The organism is Micromonospora craterilacus (genome assembly GCF_003236315.1).
In the GTDB taxonomy this organism is placed as follows: Bacteria; Actinomycetota; Actinomycetes; order Mycobacteriales; family Micromonosporaceae; genus Micromonospora; species Micromonospora craterilacus.
In genome coordinates this window covers 1-23238 of the sequence record NZ_POTY01000101.1, presented here as the reverse complement: position 1 = coordinate 23238, position 23238 = coordinate 1, and the positions used below count along the sequence as shown (strand labels likewise).

Sequence of the window (23238 nt, the reverse complement as noted above, 5' to 3'; positions counted from 1 at the left end):
GTCCCCCGCCGCCCCCGCGACGGGCGGCACCGCCTGCCCGGGCGGTGGAACGAACCGGGCCGGTGACCCGATCCTGACCGCGCAGCGTCGGGTCAACCAGGCCGAGGCGAGCCTCGCCGAGGCGGAGGAGACACTGGCCGGCGCCACGATCACCGCGCCGATCGCCGGCAAGGTGCTGTCCGTCGCCGGCTCGGTGGGCAGCCAGGTCGGCCGGGGCAGCACCTTCATCACCCTGGCCGACACCTTCGCCATGCAGGTGTCGGCGCGTTTCCCGGAGGCGGACGCCGGCGCGATCGCGGTCGGGCAGAGCGCGACCCTCACCCTCGCCGACCGGCCGGACCAGGAGTTCGCGGCGACCGTCGGGCAGGTCGACCCGGTCGGCGCGACCGACGGCACGATGGTGCGCTACGGCGTGCTGCTCTCCTTCACCGACGCCCCGGACACGCTGCTGGTCGGCCAGAGCGTGGCGGTCACCATCCGTACCGGCGAGGTCGCGGAGGCGCTGCGGGTGCCGTCGACGGCGGTGGGCGACCTGGTCGACGGCACCGGCACGGTACGTGTGGGCACCGGCGGCGAGCCACGGACCGTCTCCGTCGGCCTGCGCGGCGACCAGTACGTCGAGATCACCTCCGGACTCACCGCCGGCGAGGAGGTACGCCGGTCCTGGTGACAGCGCGCGCACAGGGTCGCCTCAGCTCACACCGAGGTAGGTTCGGTAGGCAGTCGGGGTGCAGACCGACATCCTGGTGCCGCCGGCACCCTCCCCACCTCGATCGCCGAGCGGCCTGGCCCGGGTACTCGTGGTCGACGACGAGCCGAACATATCCACGTTGCTCAGCGCCACGCTGCGGCTGGTCGAGTTCGACGTCCGGGTGGCCGGCACGGCCGCCGCGGCACTAACCGAGGTCGAACAGTTCGCACCCGATCTGGTCGTGCTCGACGTGATGCTGCCCGACCTGGACGGGTTCGAGGTGGCCCGACGGTTGCGCGCCGCCGGCCGCCCGGTGCCGGTGCTCTTCCTCACCGCCCGGGACACCGTGGCGGACCGGGTCGCCGGCCTGCTCGCCGGTGCCGACGACTACGTCGCCAAGCCGTTCAGCCTGGAGGAGGTGGTGCTCCGCATCCGGGCGATCCTGCGCCGCAGCCGGGCCGAGTCGGAGCCGGAACGGGACGACCGGGTGCTGGCCTACGCCGACCTCATGCTCGACGAGGCCGCCCACGAGGTGCGCCGGGCCGGCCGGTCGATCGACCTCTCCCCCACCGAGTTTCGCCTACTGAGGTACCTGCTGGTCAACGCCGGCCGGGTGGTGAGCAAGGCACAGATCCTGGATCGGGTGTGGAACTACGACTTCGGTGGTGACGGACGCATCGTGGAGTCGTACGTCTACTACCTGCGGCGCAAGGTCGACCGGACCGGGCCGCCGCTGATCCAGACGGTCCGCGGCGTCGGGTACGCGTTGCGGCTGCCCCGCGGTCACGGATGAGTCGGCTGCCGCGCCTCCGGCGGTGGCCGCACTGGTCGCTGCGGGCACGGCTGGTCCTCGTGGTGGCCGCCCTCGCCACCCTCGCCCTGGTCGGGGCGAACATCGCCGGCCTGCTGCTGCTGCGCAGCTACCTGCTCGACCGGGTCGACGGGCAACTGGTCAACCAGTCCCGACCGCTGGTCGCCGGTCCCCGGCCGGACTTCGGTCCCGCGACGGCGACCCCGGACCGCCCGTCGCCGGGCCTGGCCGCACCTGTGCCGGTGCCCGGCGGTGCGGCCGGCCGGTCCGCGAGACTGGGCCTCGACCAGATGTTCGTGTTCTATCACGCCGACGGCACCCGGGACGTCGAGCGCAGCGTCATCCCGGCCGAGGGCGCGCCGGATCCCGGCTCGGCAGCCGAACTCTCCGAGCACGCCCGGACCGGACGCCCGTACACCGTCGTCGACGGGCAGGGTACGGCGTGGCGGTTGCTGGCGGTGCCGGTCGGTGACACCGGCGCGATCGGCGTGCTCGGCACCTCGCTGGCCGAGATGACCCGGACCGCCAACCGCCTACTGCTCATCGACGTCGCGGTCACCGGCACGGTGCTGGTGGTGCTCGGCCTGCTCGCCGCGTCGGTGGTGCGGTTGGGGTTGAGCCCGCTGACCCGGATGGAACGGGTCGTCGCCACCATCACGGCCGGCGATCCCGGCCGGCGGATCGGCGAGACGGACCCGCACACCGAGCCGGGCCGGCTCGGCGCCGCGGTCAACCTGATGCTCGACCGGATCGGCGCCGAGATGGCCGCCCGGGCCAGCTCGGAACGGCGGCTGCGGCAGTTCGTGGCGGACGCCTCGCACGAGCTGCGTACCCCGCTGACGTCGATCCGTGGCTTCGCGGAGCTGTACCGGCGCGGTGGCGCGCCACCCGGGCCGCTGCTGGACGAGACGATGAGCCGGATCGAGGGCGAGGCGACCCGGATGAGTCTCCTGGTCGAGGACCTGTTGCTGCTGGCCCGGTTGGATCGCCAGCGGGTACCGACGTTGCGCCCCGTCGACCTGCTGGAGATCGCCGCGGACACGATCCGGGACGCACACGCCCGGCTGCCGCGACGGGCGGTCCGGCTCAGCACGCTCGGTGAGGGCGACCAGACCTTCGAGACCCCGACCGTGCTGGGCGACGAGGGCCAGCTGCGGCAGGTCGCGGCCAACCTGGTCGCCAACGCGTTGCAGTACGCCGGCCCGGACGCCCGGGTCACCGTGCGGGTCGGCCGGCTCACCACGGCGTCGGCGGGCCGGGTGTTCCGCTCCGGTCCGCCACCGGCCGACCCGGCCGGCGGGCTGGCCGTGCTGGAGGTGCACGACGACGGGCCGGGCATCCCCGCCGAACACGCCGGCCGGGTGTTCGAACGGCTGTATCGGGCCGACCCGAGCCGCGGGCGGACCAACGGCGGCGGCTCGGGGCTGGGATTGTCCATCGCCTCGTCGATCGTGCACGCCCACGGCGGGTGCGTCGAACTGGACACGGCCGCCGGCCGGGGCAGCACGTTCCGGGTGCTGCTGCCGGCCGTTCCCCGGGAGCCCTCGGACTCACCGGCGGACCCGGCGATTCCGAGCCAGCTCTGAGCTTCCGCCGAAGCTGCTCCCAGGCGTCCCGGCGACGCTGTCGACCATGCGAGTACGTCCGCCGGCCGCGCTGCGCCGGGCAGCTGTCGCGGTCAACGCCGCCCTGGTCCTGCTGCTGGTCGGCGGTGTCAGCTGGGCCTGGCTGCTGTTACGCGCGGATCCTTCGGCCGAGGCCAGCCCCGGTGGCGGCACCAGGGCGGTGGCGGTCACCCGGGGCACGGTGACCGCCACTGTCACCGCCGACGGATCGGTGCAGAGCGCCGCCACCGCGAGTGCCAGCTTCACGACCACCGGCACCGTCACCGACATCGCCGTCACCGTCGGGCAGCAGGTGAAGAAGGGCCAGGAACTGGCCCGGATCGACGCCACGGCCGCGAAGCGGGCCCTGCGGGTGGCGGAGGCGGACCTGACCGCCGCCAGAAGCGCGTTGAGCCGGGCCAAGGATGCCGGCTCGGACACCACGTCGGCGGTGAACGAGGTCACCCAGGCCGAACTGGCGGTCGAGGAGGCCGAGGCGGCGGTCGCCGGAACGACGTTGACCGCGCCGAGGGCCGGCACGGTCGTGGCGGTGAACGGGTCGATCGGCAGTTCCGCCGGCGGCTCCGGCACCTCCGCCGGTGGCTCCGGCACCTCCGCTGGTGGCCAACAGGGTGGCCAACAGGGTGGCCAACAGGGTGGCCAACAGAACTCCGCCGCCGGCGGCACCAGCTCCTCGTCCGGCTTCATCGACCTCGCGGACCTGGGCAAGCTACAGGTCACCGCCGGGTTCGCCGAGGCGGACGCCACCCGGCTGAAGGACCGCCAGTCGGCCACCGTGACCTGGAACGCGCTCTCCGGCGCCCGGGCGAGCGGCACGCTGCTGGCGGTGGACCCGCAGGCCACGACCAGCGGCAACGTGGTCACCTACCAGGCCACGGTCAGCCTCGACGAGGTGCCCACCGGCGCCCGGCCGGGCCAGACCGTGCAGGTAAGCGTGGTCACCGGCAGCGCCGAGGACGTACTGATGGTCAACTCGGCGGCGGTCACCGGCACCGGCGCCCGCGCCACGGTGACCGTGCTGACGGACACCGGGCAGGAGTCCCGGCGCGTCGAGGTCGGCCTCCAAGGCGACCAGGCGTACGAGATCGTGTCCGGGCTGGCCGAGGGCGACCGGGTGGTGCTGCCGGAGAGCAGCCGCTCGGGCAACACCGGCGGCGGCTTCCCGGGCGGCGGACCTGGCGGCGGCTTCCCCGGCGGCGGGCCCGGTGGCGGTGGTTTCCCGGGCGGCGGGCCCGGCGGCGGCCTCACCGGCGGCACCCGGGCCGGGACGGGATCGCGGTGACGGCCCTCGGCACGCACGGCCGGCCCGTCCTGGACGTCCGGGCACTGACCAAGGTGTACGGCGAAGGCGAGGCGGTGGTCCGGGCGCTACGCGGCATCACCCTGACCGTCGACACCGGCGACTACGTGGCGATCATGGGTTCGTCCGGGTCGGGCAAGTCCACGTTGATGAACATCCTCGGCTGCCTGGACTCCCCCAGCGACGGCCACTACCTGCTCGACGGGGTCGACGTCAGCCGGCTCAGCGACCGACAACTGGCCCTGGTCCGCAACCGGCTCATCGGCTTCGTGTTCCAGGCGTTCAACCTCATCCCGCGGACCACCGCGCTGGCCAACGTGGAGCTGCCGCTGGCCTACGCCGGCGTACGCCCCGCCCAGCGCCGCCGGCGGGCGATGGCCGCGCTGGAACTGGTCGGGCTGGCCGATCGCGCCGACCACCAGCCCAACCAGCTCTCCGGCGGCCAGCAGCAGCGGGTCGCGGTGGCCCGAGCCCTGGTCACCGAGCCGGCGCTGGTGCTCGCCGACGAGCCGACCGGCAACCTCGACAGCCGCTCCACCGATGACATCCTCACCGTGTTCGACCAGCTCAACGCCGCCGGACGGACCATCATCCTGATCACCCACGAGCCCGAGGTCGGTGCCCGGGCCCGGCGGCTGATCCGGCTGTTCGACGGGCAGGTCCGGTCCGACACCCGGCAGGACACACCGGCCGGGCCGGGGCTGCCCGGCCGGCACTCGGCGGTTCCGAGGAGCGGCGGATGGGCCTGACCGAAACCCTGCGCTTCGCCCTGCGCGGCGTCACCGCCAACAAACTGCGGTCGGCGCTGACCATGCTGGGCATCCTGATCGGCGTCGCCGCGGTGATCCTGCTGGTGGCGGTCGGCAACGGCTCGGCGAAGGCGATCAGCGACCGGATCGAGGCGCTGGGCACCAACACCCTCACGGTCACCAGCACCAGCCGGGGCAGCGGCGGCCTGACCCTCGCCGCGGCCGACGCGCTGACCGACCCGGTGCTCGCCCCCGACATCGTGTCGGTCTCCCCGATCGCCAGCACCGCCACCACCATCACCTACGCCGGCACCGACTACGACATCAACCAGTTCGTCGGCACCCAGGCGAGTTGGTTCACGGCCGCCAACTCCCCGGTACGCACCGGCGCCGCGTTCACCGCCGAGGACGACCGGCAGGGCCGCCGGGTGGTGGTGATCGGGCAGACCGTCGCCGAGGAGTTGTTCGCCGGCGAGGATCCGGTCGGCAAACAGGTGACCGTGGGCGGGGCGCTGTTCACCGTGACGGGCGTGCTCGCCGAGAAGTCGTCGACCGGCTTCCAGGACGCCAACGACACCGCGGTCGCACCCCTGAACGCGGTACGTGAGGTGCTCACCGGGTACGGGCCGCTCGGCTCGATCCTGGTGGCGGCCGCCGACCCGAGCCGGGTCGACGCGGTGGAGAGCCAGATCTCGACCGTGCTCGACCAGCGCCTGCCCGCCGCCACGCCGGGCACCGCGGCGTACCGGATCCAGAACGCGGCACAACTGCTGGAGACGCAGACGCAGACCGCGGCGACCTTCACCACCCTGCTCGGCGCGGTCGCCGCGATCAGCCTGCTCGTCGGCGGCATCGGCATCACCAACATCATGCTGGTCACCGTCACCGAACGGACCCGGGAGATCGGCATCCGCAAGGCGCTCGGCGCGCGCCGACGCACCGTACTCACCCAGTTTCTCACCGAGGCGACCCTGCTCAGCGTGATCGGCGGCGCCCTCGGAGTCGCGGCGGCGCTGATCGGCGCCCGGTTCTCCATCGTCGGTGTCCAGCCGGTGATCGTGCCCAGCTCCATCGCGCTGGCGCTCGGCGTGTCCGTCGCGATCGGGCTGTTCTTCGGTGGCCTGCCGGCCGCCCGAGCCGCCCGACTCCGCCCCATCGACGCCCTGCGCTACGAGTAGGCACGCGGGCCCCGACCAACGAGGATCAGCCATGGACGACACCGACACCGTCATCATCGACCGGATCGAGAAACACGACGACCCGACCCGGGTCGGCATGCCGCCGGCTGCGCAGCACGACCTCACCACGGAACTCGCGGCGGCGGCACCCAAACGCTGGTGGAACCGCACCACGCTGGTCCTCGGCGCGCTGCTGCTGGCGGTCGGCGGATTCCTCGGCGGGGTGCAGGCCCAGCTGGCCTGGGGCACGAGCGGCGCCGGCGACCCGGGGCGGCCCGGTGGCTTCACCGGCGCGTTCCCGACGGCGATGCCCAGCGGCTTCGGTGGGTTCGGCGGCGAGCAGACCAGGTCGGGGGCCGACCAGGCGGCGGCCACCACCGGCACGGTGAAGCTGGTCGACGGCAGCACCCTCTACCTGGAGACCGCCGACGGCACGCTGGTCACCGTCCGCACCGACGACGAGACCGAGGTACGCAGGTCCACCGCGAGCCAGCTGGCCAAGATCAAGGCCGGTGACCGGGTCAGCGTGGCGGGCGGCCCGATCACCGACGGCGCGCTCACGGCCACCTCGATCACCGCCACCGGCTGAGGCGCCCAGCACCCGACGCGGGCCGGTCGTCCACCAGCGGTCAGCCCGGCGGCCCGTCAGGGCGCGCCGGCACGCTGGGGGCGTGTGAGACTGTCATGGTGAGGGGTGCCAATCTCGCGTTGCGGTTCCTGCTGGAGCTGGCGGCCCTGGCGGCGCTGGCGTACGGCGGCTGGCAGGCCGGCGGCGCCTGGTGGTCACGGTTGCTCCTCGCCGTGCTGGCGCCGACGCTCGCCGCCGTCATCTGGGGCCGGTGGGTCGCCCCGAAGGCGAAACACCTGTTGACCGACCCCGCCCGCCTCGTACCGGAGTGGGTGGTCTTCGGTGCCGCGACGGCTGCCTTGTTCGCCACCGGTCACCCGGTGCTCGGCGCGGTCCTCGCGCTGCTCGCCGCCGGCAACCGGGTGGCACTGTGGCGGCTGGGCACCGGCACGGGCGGCAACCCGATCACGCGCTGACGCACCGATCCGGGTGCTCGGTCTAGGGTGCGTCGGTGCCGAAGCCGTCCAGCGAGGAGCGGTCGTCGAGCGTACGCAACTCCTGGAAGACCGTGATGTGCAGATCGGCCGGCGCGTCCAGACGAGCGTTGACCGAGTGCCACGGTGTGGTGGTCGGTGGCGCCACCTGCGTGGCGCCCCCGGCGACCAGCCGGTCGGTGGTGCCGGCGGTGTCGTCCACCTCGAACGCCACCCGGATGTGCGGTGCGACCTGCCGGCCCACCTCGACCTCGTCGATCATCCGCTTCTGCGCCGGGTTGGCGATCTCCAGCGTGGCCCGCCCGGCGTCCAGGATCACCACCCGGGCGTCGTCGCCGCTGGAGAACGCCGCCTGCTCCGGCAGGCCGAGCACGTCGCGGTAGAACCGGACCGCCGCCTCGTAGTCGTCGGCCTCCACCACCAGCCGCAGCTGCCGTACCGGCGACGCGGGTACCTCGGAGGAACTCACTGCTCGACCTCCTGTCCTGATCGGTCGGCCGCTGCTCGGCCAGCAGGGCGGCGGCCGGCGCGGATGAATCCAGGGCCAGGCTATCGACTCGCATAGCTGGCGGCCGTCCCGGGACACCGCCCCCCGGGTGACCGCACCCGGCCGGAAACGCCGGAGAGCCACCGGGTCGGCTCTTGACCGTGGCACGTCGTCCGCTTAGCTTCATCGATCAGAAAGGTGTCTTAACTAATTCCGCCTCATCCCTCGTGGGAGTGTGCCGATGCGACCGTTCCGCCACCGCCGCCTCACCGCCCTCGTCGCCCTGACGACCCTGCTGGTCACCGCCGCCCCACCGGCCGCCGCGAGCGCCGGCGGTTCGTCTCGCGGCACCGGCTACCACAAGGTCGGCTACTTCACCCAGTGGGGCATCTACGGCCGGGCCTTCCCGGTCAAGAAGCTCGACACCTCCGGGGCGGCGAGCCGCCTCACCCACATCAACTACGCCTTCGGCAACGTCAGCGAGGACGGCCGCTGCTATGTCGACGGCGGGCCGGGCGAAGGTGACGCCTGGGCCGACTACCAGCGTCCCGTCCCGGCCGAGGAGAGCGTCGACGGCGTCGCCGACGCCTGGGGCGAACCACTCAACGGCAACTTCGGGCAACTCGCCAAGCTCAAGGCCAAGCACCCCGGCCTGAAGGTGATGATCTCGCTGGGCGGCTGGAGCTGGTCCACGTACTTCTCCAACGCCGCCCGCACCGACGCCTCCCGCAAGGCGTTCGTCGCCTCCTGCATCGACCTCTACCTCAAGGGCAACCTGCCCAACCTGGACGGCGGCAGCGGCGGACCGGGCACCGCCGCCGGCGTCTTCGACGGCATCGACCTCGACTGGGAGTGGCCGAACTGGCCCGGCGACGTCGGCAACGTCATCCGCCCCGAGGACAAGCAGAACTTCACCAAGCTGCTCGCCGAGTTCCGCAAGCAACTCGACGCGTACGGCCGCACGACCCGCAAGCACTACCCGCTGACCGCGTTCCTGCCCGCCAACCCGGCGGCCATGGACGCCGGATACGAGGGACGCAAGATCTTCCAGTACCTCGACTTCGCCACGGTGCAGGGGTACGACTTCCACGGCACCTGGGAGCGGGTGACCAACCAGCAGTCGGCGCTGCGCGTACCGGCCAAGGCACCGGACCGCCCGGACTTCTCCGTCGAGGTGGCGATCGACGGCTGGATCAGCCGCGGCGCGCCACGCGGGAAGCTGGTCCTGGGCATCCCGTACTACGGGCAGGGCTGGACCGGAGTCACCGGCGGCGGCAACGGCCTGTTCAAGCCCGCCGCCGGGCCCGCGCCGGCGATCCACGCCCCCGGCTACGAGGACTACAAGCAGCTCAAGACCCTGACCGGGAAGGGCTTCACCGTCCACCGCGACCTTCGCGCCGGGCACGCCTGGCTGTTCGACGGCACGACCTTCTGGACGTACGACGACCCGGCGGTCGTGCTGCAGAAGATGCTGTACATCCGGCGGACCGGCCTCGGCGGGGCGATGGTCTGGTCGCTGGACGGCGACGACGACAACGCCACGCTGACCAGGACGATCAACATCGGGCTCGCGACGCCGTAGCGGTACTCCGCGCCGTTCTTATTGGCAACCGTCACCGGCCCGCCGCCGAGCGACTCCCCGCTCGACGGCGGGCCGGTGGCCCGTGCGTGCCCGGGGCCTGCGGTCATCCCCCGATCAGGTGCAGCTGCTGGGCGAGGAAGAACAGGCTGACGGCGGTGACCAGGGCGGCGATGAGCCAACCGGCGGCCCGCAGGGACCAGTGGACGCGGCTCTGGCCGACCAGCGCCGGATTCCCGGCGGCGAGCGCGAGCATGATCAGTCCTAGCGGAGTGGCGACGCCACCGATCAGGCTGGCCAGAAACAGCAGTTGGATGGGGCCGATGCCGCTGAGGGCGAGGGCGACGCCGGCGAGGGTCTGCGCCCCGACCACCGCGTAGAACCGGGGGGCCTGGCGGGGTGTCTTGTTCAGGCCGCGAGGCCAGCCGAACGCGCTGGCGGCGACGTATCCGCCGGCGGCCATGATGACCGGAACCGCGATCAGGGCCGACGCGAGCAGCCCGACCGAGAACAGCACGCTGGCGTACGGCCCGGCCAGTGGACGCAGCGCCTGGGCCGCCTGTTCCGCGGTGGTGACCTGCTGGTGGTGGGTGCCGAGGGTGGCACCGCTGGCGACCAGGATGCACCAGAAGATGACCGCAGCCAGGCCGGCCCCGGTTACCGCGTCGAGTTCGCGGGTCCTGAGCCGTTCACGCGAGCACGGTTCCTCGACCTGTTCCACCGTCTGCCACACGTACGTGTAGCTGGTCAGCGTGGTACCGAGGATGGCCAGGGTGCCGGCGAGGTGGGCCTGGGTGAACGAGAGGGACGGGATCAGGCTGCCCCGGGCCACCGCGAGCCAGTCGGGGCGGGCCAGAATCGCCGCGGCGCCGTAGGCGAGCAGACCCAGCATCACCAGCTTGAGGATCCGTTCGACCTCGTCGTACTTGCCGATCAGCAGCAGGGCCAGCGCACCGGCGGCGAAGACGGGTACCAGCCATCGCGAGTCGACCCCGGTCAACAGGCCGATCGCCGCCGCGCCGGCCGCCACGTCAGCCGCGATGGTCACCACGTTGACGCCGAGGATGGAGATCAACAACAGGGTGCTGACCACCCGTCCGTAGCCGTCGACGACCGCCTGCTGAAGGTCGCGTCCCGACAGCACCCCGACCCGGGTGGCGAGGACCTGCACCACCGCCAACGCAGGCATCATGAGCAGCGTCAGCCAGGCCAACCCGAACATGGTGCTCGCCCCGACCACGACGAGCGTCGCGACCGTGGTCGGATCGGTGTCCGCGGCACCGGACACCAGGCCCGGCCCCCACGACCGGAGCCGGAACCGCCGGTCACCCGCACCACGGCGCGCGCCCCGACCGGTCCCGGACCGCGACGACGGCTTGCGAGTCATCCGTGGTCGCTCCGCAGCCCGCTTCGTCGAGGTGGGCGCACCGCCAAGACCACTGGGCCGCGCGGTGCCTGCCGCATCTGCTCATCCTCGCCCGACCCGGCGGAGCCGCTCCGCCAGACGAACGACCCGGCGAGAATTCAGCTATCCGGGTGACCTCCGGCATCCTCACCCAGAGTCACCGGTTCGCGGGAAGTCGGTCGAGCGGTGGCACGGGTTCTGCGGTGACGCCGTTACCGTGCGCTGCCGGAAAATAGTCTGACGGCATGCGCCGGCTACGGACGTTGGCCAGTCGTACGCCGGCCGAGCGGGAACGGTACGTCGACTTCCTGCGGGCGCTGGCCATCAGCCTCGTCGTGCTGGGCCACTGGACGGTCACCGTCGTCACCCGCGACGCGTCGGGGAACGTCTCCGGCTTCTCGGCGCTCACCGAACTGGTCTGGGCGCGCCCGCTCACCTGGCTGTTCCAGGTCATCCCGGTGTTCTTCCTGGTCGGTGGCTTCGCCAACGCCGCCTCGCTGACCAGCAGCCGGGCGCGTGGGGTCAACGCCACGCAGTGGCTGCTGGATCGCAGTGGGCGGCTGGTGCGTCCCACCACCGTCCTGCTGCTCGTCCTCGCGGCCGGAAGTCTGGTGGGACGGTTGGCCGGCGGCGACTCGGCCGAGATCCGGACCGTCGTGGGGTTCGCCACCATCCCGCTGTGGTTCCTCAGCGCCTACATCGCCGTGGTGGCACTCACCCCTGTCATGTACCGGTTGCACCGGCGCTTCGGGCTCGTCGTACCGCTGACCCTGGTGGTGCTCGTGGCCATCGGCGACATCGGTCGGCTACTCGGCCACGGCCCGCTGTCCGGCGGGAACTTCCTCTTCGGCTGGCTGGCCATCCACCAGCTCGGTTTCGCCTGGTACGACTCGTACGCCGCGGAGAAGAACATCAGGTCGGCCGCCGGTACGGGACAGCGGTCCGGGCTGCGGGCCCACCGGTTGCCGACCGGCCGGCCGACGGCGCTGCTCCTGCTCCTGGTGGGTCTCGGCGCCCTGCTGCTGCTGACCATCCCCGGCCCCTACCCGATCAGCATGATCACCGTGCCGGGCGAGCGGTTGGACAACTCGTCCCCGCCGAGCCTGGCACTTCTCGCCCTGGCCGCCGTCCAACTCGGGCTCATCCTGCTGCTCCGCCGGCCCGCCCAGCGGCTGCTCCGCCGTCCCCGCCCGTGGCGGGCGGTGATCGCGGTGAACGCCGTCGTCCTCACCGTCTTCCTCTGGCACCTCAGCGCGGTGGTGGTGCTCGTCGGCGTGTTGAACACCGTGCACTGGCTGCCGCCCGCGTCGGTCGGTACCGGAACCTGGTGGGCCTGGCGGGTGCCCTGGTTGGTCGCGTTGGCGGTGATCCTGACCGTCCTCGTCGCGATCTTCGGGTCGATCGAGGCCCGCACCGGCCATCCGACCTCCGGCCAGCGACCCGACCAGGCCGTCCGGTGGCCCGCGCCGCGTCTCCGTACGGTCCTGGCGGTCACCGGGTACGCGTGCCTGGTGGCCGGCTTGCTGATCAACAGCATGGTGCGGATGTCCGCACCGGAGCCGCTGGGACTGCCGCCCGGCGCGCTGGTCGCCTATCTCGTCGGCGCCGCGATCCTGCGGGTGCTCAGATCCCCACCCCGGTGGCTGCGCCCCGGTGGGCAGGCACACCACCCCTAAAGCATCCTAGGACAAATGGTGGCGGCCTCGCCGGCACCAGTCGTACCCGCAGAGCCGTGGTCTGCGAACGCGGGAAGCGTCACCGTAACGACGAGTCCGCCCCCGTCCCGGGGTTCGGCGTCCACCCCGCCGCCGTGGTTGCGTACGACCGAGCGGACGATCGACAGCCCGAGGCCCGCTCCCCGGCCGGTGACCTGACGGTTGCCGGCCCGCCGGTGGAACGGTTCGAACAGCGCCGGCACCTCGTGCGGCTGGATCGACTGGCCGGTGTTGGTCACCTCGACCTGCACCCGCCCGCCGGCGACGATCCGGCTGGTCACCCGCACCCAGCCCGCCGGCCCCCGGTTGTGCCGGATGCCGTTCTCCACGAGGTTGTGCACGACCCGCTCGATGAGCAGCGCGTTCCCGCTCGTGACGGCCTCCGCGGCGGCCTGCTGGACGGTCACGCCGGCCGCGGCCGCCTCGGCCCGGGTCATCGCGGCCACGTGGGTCACCACGTCGGCCAGGTCGACCGGCCGCGGGTCGACGACCTCGTTCTCCGAGGTGGCGAGCACGAGCAGTCCGTCGATGAGGTTCTCGTGGCGGGCGTGGATGTCGAGCAGGCTGTCACCGAGCTGCCGGACGTCGGCGGAGGCGGCCTTCCGGTTCATCGCGATCTCGACCAGGGCCCGGCTCAGCGTCAACGGCGTACGCAGCTCGTGGGAGGCGTTGGCGATGAACCGCCGCTGCCCCTCGAAGGAACGGTCGAGCCGGCCGATCATCGCGTCGAACGTGTCGGCCAGGTCCCTGACCTCGTCGTGCCGGCCGCGCAGGGCGATCCTCTCGTGCAGGACCCGGTCGGCCGCGGGCGCCTGCGCGATCCGCCGGGCGGTCTCGGTGACCCGGTGCAGCGGGCTCAGCACCCGTCCGGCGATCAGCCAGCCGAAGCCCGCCGCCGCCAGTCCGACCACGCCGAGCGCGATCCCGCCTTGGGTGAGCATCGAGGTGGTGGCCGCGTCGTGGAGCTGCTGCTGCTGCTCGCGCATCCACTTCTCGACGTCGTCGATCGCGATGGGTTGCCCGTCGCGGAAGACCACGTCGTTCTGTCGCACAGTGGCGTCGGAGTCGGTGTCGGGCGACGGTCGCTGCGCGACGACCTTCACCGTCGAACGGTTGATCTGCTGGTTGAACAGCACGTAGGTGGCGCCGAGCAGCACGACCCCGGCGACGAGGAACAGGGCGCTGTAGACGAGCGTCAGCCGGGCCCGGAGCGTGACCCGTCGCGGCAGCGCGAGCCGGGTGGACCGGGGCCACCTCGCGTACGTTCTCGGCCTCACGGGATCCGGTAGCCGACCGCGGTCACCGTCTCGACGACCGGTGGGTCACCGAGCTTGCGGCGCAGCTTGAGGATCGCCAGCCGGACGGCCGGGGTGAACGGGTCGGCGTGTTCGTCCCACACCTTCTCCAGCAGGAACTCGGCCGACACCGGCGCGCCGTCGGCACGGAGCAACTCGGCGAGGATCGCGAACTCCTTCTTGGAGAGGGGGATGTACCTGCCGTCGCGGAACGCCTCGTGCCGGTTGGTGTCGAGCGTGATGCCGGCGCGACGCAGCACCGGTGGGGTCGGTGGTCGGGAGCGTCGGCCGAGCGACCTGACCCGGGCGGCCAGCTCGACGAACGCGAAGGGCTTGGTGAGGTAGTCGTCGGCGCCGAGGGAGAGCCCGGCGACCCGATCGGTCACCTCGGCCGCCGCGGTGAGCATCAGCACCCGGGCGGCAGCGCCCGCCGCCACCATCCGACCGCAGACCTCGTCGCCGGCGATCCCGGGCAGGTTGCGGTCGAGCACCACCACGTCGTAGTCGTTGACCGAGAGCCGTTCCAGCGCGCCCTCGCCGTCGTGCGCGACGTCGACCGCGTGGGTCTCCTCGCGCAGCCACTCGGCGATCGCGTCCGCGAGGATCGGCTCGTCCTCCACCACCAGCACCCGCATGGTCGACATCATGGCCAGCCCGGCTGTTTCTTTCCTGTTAATGATCGACTTCTGGTGCCGTCGACGCCTCGGGTAAACGCCCGGGAAACGGGCGTGCCGGTTGGCTCGCTCCTGAGCCGGTCGAACCGGTCGACCGCGAACAGGAAGAGAAACCGATGGCACGAGGGTTCAAACGCGCCGCTGTCGCCGTACTCCCGGGGCTTGTCCTGGTCTTGGCCGGATGCGGGTCGGACGGTGACGGCCCGGCGGTGGCCTCCGTCGACGCGGCCGGCGGCGACCGCCCGTCCGCGAGCGCGGCGGCGGTCGACCCGGACGAGATGGGCGTGAAGTTCGCGCAGTGCCTGCGGGAGCAGGGCCTCGACATCCCCGACCCCGAGCCGGGCAAGGGAGTCCGGTTCCGGTTCGACCAGAGCGTGGGCCGGGAGAAGGTCGAGCAGGCGATGGAGGCATGCCGGGAGTTCAACCCGCAGGCCAACCGCTCCCCGGAGCAGGACGCGCAGATGGCCGAGCGGGGCCGGCTGTTCGCCGGCTGCATGCGGGAGAACGGCGTCGAGGCGTTCCCCGACCCCGATCCGGGACAGCCGGGCATCCGGATCACCCCGGAGATCGGCGACGACCCGGACTTCCCGGCCGCACAGCAGAAGTGCGAGAGCCTGCTGTCCGCAAGCACGCCCGGGCAGCGGTGATGCGTCGGATTCTGGCCGGTGCGGCGGCCCTGGTGGCAACCGGGGCCAGCGCCGCGGTCGTCCTCACCATGGCCGACCGTGGCGCGGCCACCGACGGCAACGGCCGGGCGCAGCCGCCCGGCACGGCCGTGGTGACCCGCGAGACGCTCACCGACACCGTGACCTTCGACGGCGAACTGGGGTTCGGGTCGACCACGACCGTGACGGCCCGGACGCCGGGAACCGTCACCTACGCTCCCGACGGCGACAGCCTGGTCACCCGGGGCAAACCGCTGGTCAAGGTCGACAACCGGCCGGTGATCGTCATGTACGGCACGATGCCCGCCTACCGGGCGTTGCGCGCGGGCGACGACGGCCCGGACGTGGCCCAGCTGGAGCGGAACCTCAAGGCGCTGGGATACCAGGGCTTCACCGTCGACGACACCTACACCGGGGCGACGGCGGCGGCGGTACGCGCGTGGCAGGAGGACGTGGGGCTCGCCCGGACCGGCGTGGTCGAGCTGGGCTCGGTGGTGTTCACGCCGGGTACCGTCCGCGTCGACAGCGTCCAGGCTGCGCTCGGCGACGTCGTCGGGTCCGGCCAGGCCGTGCTGTCCTACACCGGCACCGGCCGCGCCGTCTCGGTCGACCTTCGGCCGGCCGACCAACGCCTCGCCGCCAAGGACGCCACCGTCGGGGTCACGCTGCCCGACGGCGCATCCGTCCCGGGGCGGGTCACCGACGTCAGCACGGTCATCACGCCCGGGGCGCAGGGCCAGAACCCGACGACCACCGTCGAGGTCACCGTGCAGCTGCCGGACGCCGAGGCTGCCGCGGCGTACGGCTTCGCGTCGGTCGACGTGACGTTCACCGCCGACAAGCGCGAGAACGTGCTCACCGTTCCGATCGCGGCCCTGCTCGCGTTGCGGGAAGGCGGATTCGGCGTCGAGATCGTCGACGGCGACGAGAGCCGCTACGTGCCGGTGCAGACCGGGCTCTTCTCCGGCGGCCGGGTCGAGGTCACCGGCGACGGCATCGCCGAGGGCATGATCGTCGGGATGCCGAAGTGATCGCGCTGACCGAGGTGACGAAGCGCTATCCCGGTGGGGTGGCCGCGCTCGGTGGGGTGTCACTGCGCGTGGCGGCCGGCGAGCTGGTCGCGATCGTCGGACCCTCCGGGTCCGGGAAATCCACCATGCTCAACCTGATCGGGACCCTCGACCGGCCGACCTCCGGCACGGTCCGGATAGCCGGGTACGACATAGCCGACCTCGACGACCGTCAGCTCTCCGCGTTGCGGGCAACCCGGATCGGCTTCGTGTTCCAACAGTTCCACCTCGCGGCGGGAACGTCCGCTGTGGACAACGTCGCGGACGGGCTGCTCTACTCCGGCCGGCCGCTCGGCGAGCGGCGGCATCGGGCCCGGGCGGCGCTCGACCGGGTGGGGCTCGGGCACCGGGGCACCCACCGGCCGCACGAGTTGTCCGGCGGCGAACGGCAGCGGGTCGCGATCGCCCGGGCGGTGGTGGGCGAACCGGCGTTGCTGCTCGCCGACGAGCCGACCGGCGCGCTCGACACGGCCTCCGGCGCCGGCGTGATGGACCTGCTGCGCGGGCTGCATGCGGGCGGGACCACCGTCGTGATCATCACGCACGACCGGGAGATCGCGGCCGGCCTGCCGCGCCAGGTCATGATGCGCGACGGGCGGGTGGTGTCACCATGACCGGGACCTCCGGGCCGCGGCAGCCCCGGCTGAGGCCCGCTCGGCTGCGGCCCCGCGACGTGGTACGGGTCGGCGCAGTCGGCCTGCGTACCCGGCCCACCCGCGCGTTCCTGTCCGCGCTCGGCATCGCGATCGGGATCGCGGCGATGGTCGCGGTCGTCGGCATCTCGTCGTCGTCCCGCGCGGACCTCGACCGCACCATCGACGCCCTCGGCACCAACCTGTTGACGGTCTCCCCCGGCACCACGTTCACCGGGGACGAGGCACAGCTGCCGTTGGTCGCCGAGAGCATGGTCGGCCGGATCGGGCCGGTGCTGGCCCACTCGGCGATCGGGCGCGTGGCGGACGCGAAGGTGTACCGCAGCGCGCGGATCCCCAGGGCGCAGACCAACGGCATCGCCGTGTACGCCGCCCGGCTGGACCTGCCGGACACCGTCGGTGCGACGGTGGGCAGCGGCACCTGGCTCAACGCCGCCAGCGCCCGCTATCCCGCCGCCGTGCTCGGGTCGGCCACCGCCCAACGGCTCGGCTTCGGCCGCGCCGGGCCGGAGGTCCAGGTGCTCGTCGGCGGCGTGCTGTTCACGGTCGTCGGGATCCTCGATCCGGCGCCGCTGGCCCCCGAGCTGGACACCGCCGTACTCGTCGGATGGTCGGCGGCCGAGAGCGAACTCGGCTTCGACGGACATGCGACCACCGTCTACACCCGGTCGGAGGAGTCGTCGGTGGAGGATGTGCGGGCGGTGCTCGGTGCCACCGCCAACCCGCAGGCGCCCAACGAGGTCGCGGTGTCCCGCCCGTCCGACGCGCTCGCCGCCAAGCAGGCCGCCGGCGAGGCGTTCACCCGGCTGTTGCTCGGCCTGGGCGCGGTCGCGTTGCTCGTCGGCGGGGTGGGCGTCGCCAACACGATGGTCATCTCGGTGCTCGAACGGCGGGCCGAGATCGGGTTGCGGCGCTCGCTCGGCGCCACCCGCGGCCAGGTCCGGCAACAGTTCCTCGCCGAGTCGCTGATCCTGTCCGCATTGGGCGGGTGCGGCGGGGTCGCGTTGGGCAGCGCGGCGACGGCCGCCTACGCTGTCGCGCAGGGATGGACGACGGTCGTACCGATGTGGGTGCTGGTCGGTGGGGTCGGCGCCACACTGGTGATCGGCGGCGTCGCCGGCCTCTACCCGGCGATCCGCGCCTCCCGCATGCCACCGACGGAGGCGCTGGCGGCGCCGTGACCGTGGCCCGCCCGAGGACCGCCCAGTTGGGCGGTCCTCGGCGATCCGTCCGGCTCAGTCCGGCGGCAACCAGGCGCGCCAGACCTCCGGGTTGGCGTCCAGCCACTTCTTGGCCGCCTCGTCCCGGGACAGCTTGTCCACCGTGAGGTAGCGGGCCACCTCGTTCTGGTCGGCGTTGGTCCAGTGGAAATTCTTGATCAGTTCGGCGGCCGGGTTGCCCGACTCGGCGAACTCTCGGTTGGCGATCTTGTCGAGGTCGTACGGCTGGTAGTCGCAGGCCACCTTGGCCGGGTCGGCGTCGCAGCCGGGCGTGTAGGGCGGCAGCTTGATGTGCACCAGGTTGACCTCGGTCAGGAACCACTGCGGAGCGTAGAAGTAGCCGATCGCGGGCCGGCGGTTCCGCTCCGCCTCCCGGAACGCCTCGATCAGCTTCTCCTCGCTGCCGGTGAGGTTGACGGTGAAGTCCAGCTTGAGGTTGCGGATCAACGCCCGGTCGTTGGTGACGAACGAGGGATCGCCGCCGAGCAGGACACCCTTGCCACCGGAGGTGGGGGTACGGAACAGGTACGCGTAGTCGTTGAGGTTCTTCCAGCTGGTGATCCCCGGGTACTGCTCGACCAGCCACGGTGTGACGTACCAGCCGATGACGCCCTTGTTGCCGGTCATGCCGTGCTCGACGGCCACCCGCTCCTCGTCGACGTACCGCTTCTTCAGGTCGTCGTGGCCCCAGTTCTCCAGGATCGTGTCGACCTCACCGGCGGCGAGCTGCTTCCAGGACTCCTCCGCCGTGAGGTCCTTCTCCACCACCGTGCAGTTGAGCCGGCTCTTGGCCAGATAGCTCACCACGGCGACGTTCGCCTCGTACCCGACCCACGGGTTGACCGCGATGGTCAGGGTGTCGCACGCCGTCTTCTCCGGCGGGCCCGGCGCCGCGACCCGGGGCTGGATGTCGGCCGCGCAGCCGGCCAGCGCCAGTACGGCCGAGCCGGCGACCGCCGCCGCCCTGATCCAGCCTGATGTCCGCATTGCTGCTGTCCTTCCTGTCGTCGTGCCCCGGCCCCGCCTCACCCTGAGGTCCGGGCGAGGCGTTGCGCCAGGACCACCTCGGTGAGCGCGACGAGCACCTGCTTGACCGACTCCCGCTGGCGGGCGTCGCATTCCACCAGCACCACCTCGTCCCCGACCCCGAGGGCCTCCCGCACCTCGGCGAGATCGAACCGGCGGCCTGCGTCGAAGTTGTTGATGGCCAACAGGAACGGGATGCGGTGATCCTCGAAGTAGTCGATGGCGGGGAAGCAGTCCTCGATCCGCCGGGTGTCGACCAGGACGACGGCCCCCAGGGCACCGTCCACGAGGTCGTCCCAGAGAAAGGCGAAGCGGTCCTGCCCGGGGGTGCCGAACAGGTACATCAGCAGGGACTCGTCGAGGCTGATCCGGCCGAAGTCCAGGGCCACCGTGGTGGTGGTCTTCCCCGCGAGCCCGGTGGTGTCGTCGACTCCCACCGACACCTCGGTCAGGTCGGCCTCGGTGACCAGGGGTTCGATCTCCGAGACGGCGCCGACGAAGGTGGTCTTGCCGACTCCGAACCCCCCGCTGACCACGATCTTCACTGCGGTGGGCGCGGGCCTCTGACTAGAGAGCGCGGACACGGTCCCTGATCCTCTCGATCATTGCGGTGGAAAGTTCACCTTGTTCCACGCGGCGCAGATAGCCCTCGTTCAGCAGGTCGGCGACGAGCACCCGGGTGACACCGAGCGGCACCCGCAACGCCACCGCCAGATCAGCCACGGTGGTGGGCCGCTGGCACAGCTCGACGATCCGGCGGGCCTCGAAACGCAGCGGCGCGGAGAGCGCCGCCGGCTGGGCGGAGAGCAGGGTCTCCACCCGCAGCCCGTCCTGCACCGGTCGGGTACGCCCGCCGGTGAGCAGGAACGGACGCACCGCCGCCTCGTCCGTGGGCTCCTCCGGACGCCACGGCTGCGGCTCCGAAGCGGGGCCGGTCGGCGGTGTGCTGGGAGCCCAGTACGGGATCATGCGCGGGTCGGGCAGCCGGGGTCCACTGTCGCTCACCGCGGCAGGACCCGTCTCGACTCGGAGATCAGGGCCGGGGTCAGCAGGGCGCCGAACCGCTCGGCGAGCAGGGAGATCTCGTACCCGACCAGGCCCAGGTCGCAGCCGCCCTCGGCGAGCACCCCGAGACAGCTGCCGTCGCTGATCGCCGAGACCAGCAGGAAGCCCCGCTTCATCTCGATCATGATCAGTTTCAGCCCGTCGAAGTCGTACTTGCGGGAGGCGGTACGGGCCAGACTGGCCATGCTGGACACGATCGCGGCCAGCTGATCCCCGGCGCCCCGGTCCAGACCGGCTGAGACGGCGATGAGCAGACCGTCGGAGGAGACAGCGACGGCGTCCCGTGCCCCGTCGGTCTGCCGGACGAAGTTCGCCAGCAGCCAGTTCAACTGGTGCGGATCGGTGTGGGTGTCAACCGTCACGGGTCCTCCAAGGCTCGGTCGCGGCATCGTCTCCGGTTGCGGTCACCGGTGTCGACCGTTCGATCTGGCCGCGTTGCGTTCCGGCGCGCAGTGCGGTCAACCGGTTCCGGATGTCCGCGGGCGAGTCTTCGAGGGCAGCCGGGCGTCGGTCAGGCGCCGACGAGGCGGCCGCGGGCGCCGACGAGACCGACCGTCGCTCCCGGGGCAGGCGCTTACGCAGCCCGTTGGTGGTGCGCTCCTCCGCCGGGTCGGCGGAGGCCAACTCGCCGGGGATGACGGTTGCCCGGCCCACGACCGGTGGGGTCGTCTCGGCTGACTCCGCCGTGACCGGCGTGGGGGTGGCGGTGATGGCGATCGGCGCGGCGGTGCCGCCCACCGCCCCCTTCTCCGGTGCGGTCGCGTTCGGGATGGTGAGCACGCTGGGCGGCAGGACCACCCGGGCGGTCACCCCGGTGACCGGCGAAGGGGCCAGTTGGACGTCGATGTCCAGGTCCCGGGCGAGCTGACCCACCACGTGGTGGCCGAGGTAGCGGGTCGGCGCGGAGACGTAGTCGACCTCGCCGCGGAGCCGGGCGTTGGCCTGCGCCAGGTCCTCCGGGGACATGCCGATGCCCTGGTCGGTAATGGCGATGAGGTAGCTGTCGTTGGTCCGCCGGCCCTGGATCTCCACGTCGGAGTCGGGGGGCGAGAAGGGTCAATCCGTTCTCGACCAGTTCCGCGAGCATGTGGGCCACCGCGCTGACGTTGGCCCCGACCACCCAGGCGTCGTCGATGCGGCGCAGCTGTACCCGGCGGTACTCCTCGACCTCGGAGATGGCCGCCCGGATCACGTCGGAGATCGCCAGCGGCGTCGCCCACTGGCGGGGTCCCCCGGCGCCCACCAGCACCAGCAGGCTCTCCGCGTTGCGGCGCATGCGGGTGGCGAGATGGTCCAGTTCGAAGAGGTTGGCGAGCCCGGCCGGGTCGGTCTCCTCCCGCTCGAGCTTGGTGATGAAGCCGAGCTGACGCCGCAGCAGGTTCTGGTTGCGCCGCCCGAGGTTCGCCAGCGACTCCGTGGTGCTGCGGCGCAGCATCGCCTGCTCGGTGGCGAGCCGGAAGGCCACCGCCTGCACCTGGTCGAGGGCGCCGGCCACCGACCGCACCTCCACGCTGGAGCGTTCCGGCACCCGAACCGGTGCCGGTGCCTCCGGGCTGCCTTCCTCGGCCCCGTCCTGTAGCCGGCGCACGGCGGCGGGCAGCCGGTTGGTGGCGAGTTCGTGGGCCTCGCCGGCCAGCAGCGCCAGCGGGCGGGTGATCGACCGGGAGGCGACCACCAGCAGGCCCATGGCCCCGGACAGGAAGAGTGCCACCAGCGCGGCGACCACGACGATCCGCTGGGTGGACTCGTTCTGACGCTCCGCGGCCCGCGCCTCGATCTCCGCGCCGACGTGCTGCTGCATCTGGCGCATGCCGTCCAGCACCGTGGTCAGGGCCGACCACCAGGACTGCGGGTTGACCTGCAACCGGCGGCCGTCGGCGGAGTTGAGGGCGACCTGTTCGAAGTAGCCGGCCACCCGGGCGGCCCCGGTGTCCAGCACCCAGTCGTTGGCGGCCTGCTGGCTGGGGGTGGCCTGCTCGGCGAAGTCGGCCAGGGCCGCCTCCCGGGCCGCGCGCATCGCGGCGAACTGGAGGAACTCGCCCGGGGCGAACCCACCGGCGGAGAAGACGCCGTTGAGGAAGGCCCGCTGCTGCGCGGTGCTCTCCTCGATCCGGCTCAGCGCGTCGAGGGTGGCCACGTGCCGCCGCAGCTCCTGATCGGGGACCTGGTCGAGGCCGAAGTCGATGCGGTTCAACGCGGCGATGCGCTCGGTGAAGAAGTCGAAGGTCGCGGCCCGCCCGGCACTGCCGCTGTCGGCGGCGGAGCGCACCACGGTGAGCCCGTCGAGTTCCCGCAGGGCCGCGTCGATCTGGTCGGCCGTCGGCCCGCCGTCGGAGATCGCCGTCTGGACCGTCTGCCGCCGCCGGTCCACCCGCTCCCGGGCCGGGGTGATCTCGTCGCGGAACCCGACGTTGCCGCCGAGCAGACCGGCGGTGAGACCCCGCTCGGTCTGCAACTCCTGGGTGAGATCCTGCACCGCGAGGGCGAGGGACACCGCCTCACTGGCGGCCCGGGCGGCCCGGTAGCTGGAGACCTCGATGACGGTCACGTACCCGAGCAGCAGCAGGACGGCCAGCACGGGTAGGGCGATGATGCCGACCAGCCGGCCACGGATGGTGCCGCCGCCCCGGCTCGCACCGTCGCCGGGAATCCGTGTGGACACGCGGTCTCCAATCCGATCGAGCCGCCGCAGCGCGGGTGGGATCGGCGTCAAGGGAAGTTGATCAGAGCAATATGGCGGCCAGCGCGTCGCCCCACAACCCTCCCGAAGGGTTTGTCACGAGGTCGGGGTTGCTCTTTGCCCTTTCAGGTGTGCAGCCCGACCGTTCGGCCGGGCTCCACTTCGTCCAATCCGAACCCCCCGCACACCGGACGAGCAAGGAAGGGCCCCTTGTTAACGCCTGCGGTAGAGCCCGGGCCCCTTCTTAACACCGACGACGCCGTCGGCCTGCCCGGACCAGGGAGCGGC

22 protein-coding genes and 1 pseudogene are annotated in these 23238 nt (G+C 72.2%); 14 read left to right on the top strand and 9 right to left on the bottom strand.

The features are described 5' to 3' along the window. The 8 genes from C1I95_RS17115 to C1I95_RS17080 form a co-directional block, all read left to right on the top strand. Positions 1 to 670, top strand: a 670-nt coding sequence (locus C1I95_RS17115; protein WP_146605743.1) for an efflux RND transporter periplasmic adaptor subunit, incomplete at its 5' end; no start/stop codon positions are given. A gap of 115 nt (positions 671 to 785) precedes the next feature. After that, a complete protein-coding gene (locus C1I95_RS17110; RefSeq protein ID WP_111214844.1) occupies positions 786 to 1484 on the top strand; it encodes a response regulator transcription factor in 699 nt (232 codons plus the stop codon). Then, complete coding sequence (locus C1I95_RS17105) at positions 1481 to 3088, top strand: sensor histidine kinase (protein ID WP_111214841.1); 1608 nt, start codon at positions 1481 to 1483, stop codon at positions 3086 to 3088. Before C1I95_RS17110 ends, C1I95_RS17105 begins: the two co-directional genes overlap by 4 nt. 46 nt (positions 3089 to 3134) lie before the next feature. Continuing rightward, on the top strand, positions 3135 to 4409 hold the full coding sequence (locus tag C1I95_RS17100; protein ID WP_111214840.1) for an efflux RND transporter periplasmic adaptor subunit: 1275 nt from the start codon (positions 3135 to 3137) through the stop codon (positions 4407 to 4409). Then, on the top strand, positions 4406 to 5176 hold the full coding sequence (locus C1I95_RS17095) for an ABC transporter ATP-binding protein (RefSeq protein ID WP_325048839.1): 771 nt from the start codon (positions 4406 to 4408) through the stop codon (positions 5174 to 5176). Before C1I95_RS17100 ends, C1I95_RS17095 begins: the two co-directional genes overlap by 4 nt. Next, positions 5167 to 6354, top strand: a complete 1188-nt coding sequence (locus C1I95_RS17090) for an ABC transporter permease (RefSeq protein ID WP_111214838.1) — start codon at positions 5167 to 5169, stop codon at positions 6352 to 6354. Before C1I95_RS17095 ends, C1I95_RS17090 begins: the two co-directional genes overlap by 10 nt. A 31-nt stretch (positions 6355 to 6385) precedes the next feature. Then, positions 6386 to 6943, top strand: coding sequence for a DUF5666 domain-containing protein (locus tag C1I95_RS17085; protein WP_233513713.1), 558 nt, complete (start codon positions 6386 to 6388; stop codon positions 6941 to 6943). Between the two features lie 98 nt (positions 6944 to 7041). After that, positions 7042 to 7398 carry a YrdB family protein gene (locus C1I95_RS17080; RefSeq protein WP_199523787.1) on the top strand — a complete coding sequence of 119 codons (357 nt, stop codon included), beginning with the start codon at positions 7042 to 7044 and terminating at the stop codon, positions 7396 to 7398. A 22-nt stretch (positions 7399 to 7420) separates the two neighbouring features. Here C1I95_RS17080 and C1I95_RS17075 read toward each other — a convergent pair whose 3' ends face one another. Beyond that, a complete protein-coding gene (locus tag C1I95_RS17075) occupies positions 7421 to 7885 on the bottom strand; it encodes a VOC family protein (RefSeq protein ID WP_111214836.1) in 465 nt (154 codons plus the stop codon). Between the two features lie 259 nt (positions 7886 to 8144). On the opposite strand from C1I95_RS17075, the gene C1I95_RS17070 reads away from it, so the two are divergent. Continuing rightward, on the top strand, positions 8145 to 9485 hold the full coding sequence (locus C1I95_RS17070) for a glycoside hydrolase family 18 protein (RefSeq protein ID WP_111214835.1): 1341 nt from the start codon (positions 8145 to 8147) through the stop codon (positions 9483 to 9485). A gap of 103 nt (positions 9486 to 9588) precedes the next feature. Here the strand turns inward: C1I95_RS17070 and C1I95_RS17065 are convergent, their stop codons facing one another. Further along, a complete protein-coding gene (locus tag C1I95_RS17065) occupies positions 9589 to 10869 on the bottom strand; it encodes an NRAMP family divalent metal transporter (RefSeq protein WP_111214834.1) in 1281 nt (426 codons plus the stop codon). Positions 10870 to 11132: 263 nt separating this feature from the next. Between C1I95_RS17065 and C1I95_RS17060 the strand changes: the two genes are divergently transcribed. Further along, positions 11133 to 12563: an acyltransferase family protein gene (locus C1I95_RS17060; protein ID WP_111214833.1), complete on the top strand. Its 1431-nt coding sequence runs from the start codon at positions 11133 to 11135 to the stop codon at positions 12561 to 12563. Here the strand turns inward: C1I95_RS17060 and C1I95_RS17055 are convergent. Continuing rightward, entirely contained in the window at positions 12560 to 13879 is a 1320-nt protein-coding gene (locus tag C1I95_RS17055; RefSeq protein WP_111214832.1) for a sensor histidine kinase, read from the bottom strand. The two genes, C1I95_RS17060 and C1I95_RS17055, sit on opposite strands and share 4 nt — an antisense overlap. Continuing rightward, on the bottom strand, positions 13876 to 14532 hold the full coding sequence (locus C1I95_RS17050; RefSeq protein WP_111214842.1) for a response regulator transcription factor: 657 nt from the start codon (positions 14530 to 14532) through the stop codon (positions 13876 to 13878). The genes C1I95_RS17055 and C1I95_RS17050 overlap by 4 nt, the downstream gene beginning before the upstream one ends. Before the next feature lie 155 nt (positions 14533 to 14687). Between C1I95_RS17050 and C1I95_RS17045 the strand changes: the two genes are divergently transcribed. From C1I95_RS17045 to C1I95_RS17030, 4 genes are read left to right on the top strand one after another with little or no spacing between them, the layout of a single operon-like run. After that, on the top strand, positions 14688 to 15218 hold the full coding sequence (locus C1I95_RS17045; protein ID WP_111214831.1) for a DUF3558 domain-containing protein: 531 nt from the start codon (positions 14688 to 14690) through the stop codon (positions 15216 to 15218). Beyond that, entirely contained in the window at positions 15218 to 16267 is a 1050-nt protein-coding gene (locus C1I95_RS17040) for an efflux RND transporter periplasmic adaptor subunit (protein WP_111214830.1), read from the top strand. Before C1I95_RS17045 ends, C1I95_RS17040 begins: the two co-directional genes overlap by 1 nt. Next, positions 16264 to 16920 carry an ABC transporter ATP-binding protein gene (locus C1I95_RS17035; protein WP_111214829.1) on the top strand — a complete coding sequence of 219 codons (657 nt, stop codon included), beginning with the start codon at positions 16264 to 16266 and terminating at the stop codon, positions 16918 to 16920. Before C1I95_RS17040 ends, C1I95_RS17035 begins: the two co-directional genes overlap by 4 nt. Continuing rightward, positions 16917 to 18140, top strand: a complete 1224-nt coding sequence (locus C1I95_RS17030; RefSeq protein ID WP_111214828.1) for an ABC transporter permease — start codon at positions 16917 to 16919, stop codon at positions 18138 to 18140. The genes C1I95_RS17035 and C1I95_RS17030 overlap by 4 nt, the downstream gene beginning before the upstream one ends. Before the next feature lie 54 nt (positions 18141 to 18194). Here the strand turns inward: C1I95_RS17030 and C1I95_RS17025 are convergent, their stop codons facing one another. The 5 genes and pseudogenes from C1I95_RS17025 to C1I95_RS17005 all read right to left on the bottom strand — a co-directional run bounded on the left by C1I95_RS17025 (position 18195) and on the right by C1I95_RS17005 (position 22932). After that, on the bottom strand, positions 18195 to 19166 hold the full coding sequence (locus tag C1I95_RS17025; RefSeq protein WP_111214827.1) for an ABC transporter substrate-binding protein: 972 nt from the start codon (positions 19164 to 19166) through the stop codon (positions 18195 to 18197). Between the two features lie 38 nt (positions 19167 to 19204). Continuing rightward, positions 19205 to 19789 carry a GTP-binding protein gene (locus tag C1I95_RS17020; protein ID WP_111214826.1) on the bottom strand — a complete coding sequence of 195 codons (585 nt, stop codon included), beginning with the start codon at positions 19787 to 19789 and terminating at the stop codon, positions 19205 to 19207. Continuing rightward, the gene (locus C1I95_RS17015) at positions 19773 to 20210 is read right to left on the bottom strand and encodes a DUF742 domain-containing protein (RefSeq protein ID WP_111214825.1); all 438 of its coding nucleotides are present in this window, start codon (positions 20208 to 20210) and stop codon (positions 19773 to 19775) included. The genes C1I95_RS17020 and C1I95_RS17015 overlap by 17 nt, the downstream gene beginning before the upstream one ends. Beyond that, positions 20207 to 20632: a roadblock/LC7 domain-containing protein gene (locus C1I95_RS17010; protein WP_111214824.1), complete on the bottom strand. Its 426-nt coding sequence runs from the start codon at positions 20630 to 20632 to the stop codon at positions 20207 to 20209. The genes C1I95_RS17015 and C1I95_RS17010 overlap by 4 nt, the downstream gene beginning before the upstream one ends. After that, positions 20622 to 22932, bottom strand: a pseudogene (locus tag C1I95_RS17005) (sensor histidine kinase). Before C1I95_RS17005 ends, C1I95_RS17010 begins: the two are co-directional and overlap by 11 nt. Positions 22933 to 23238: the final 306 nt, after the last annotated feature.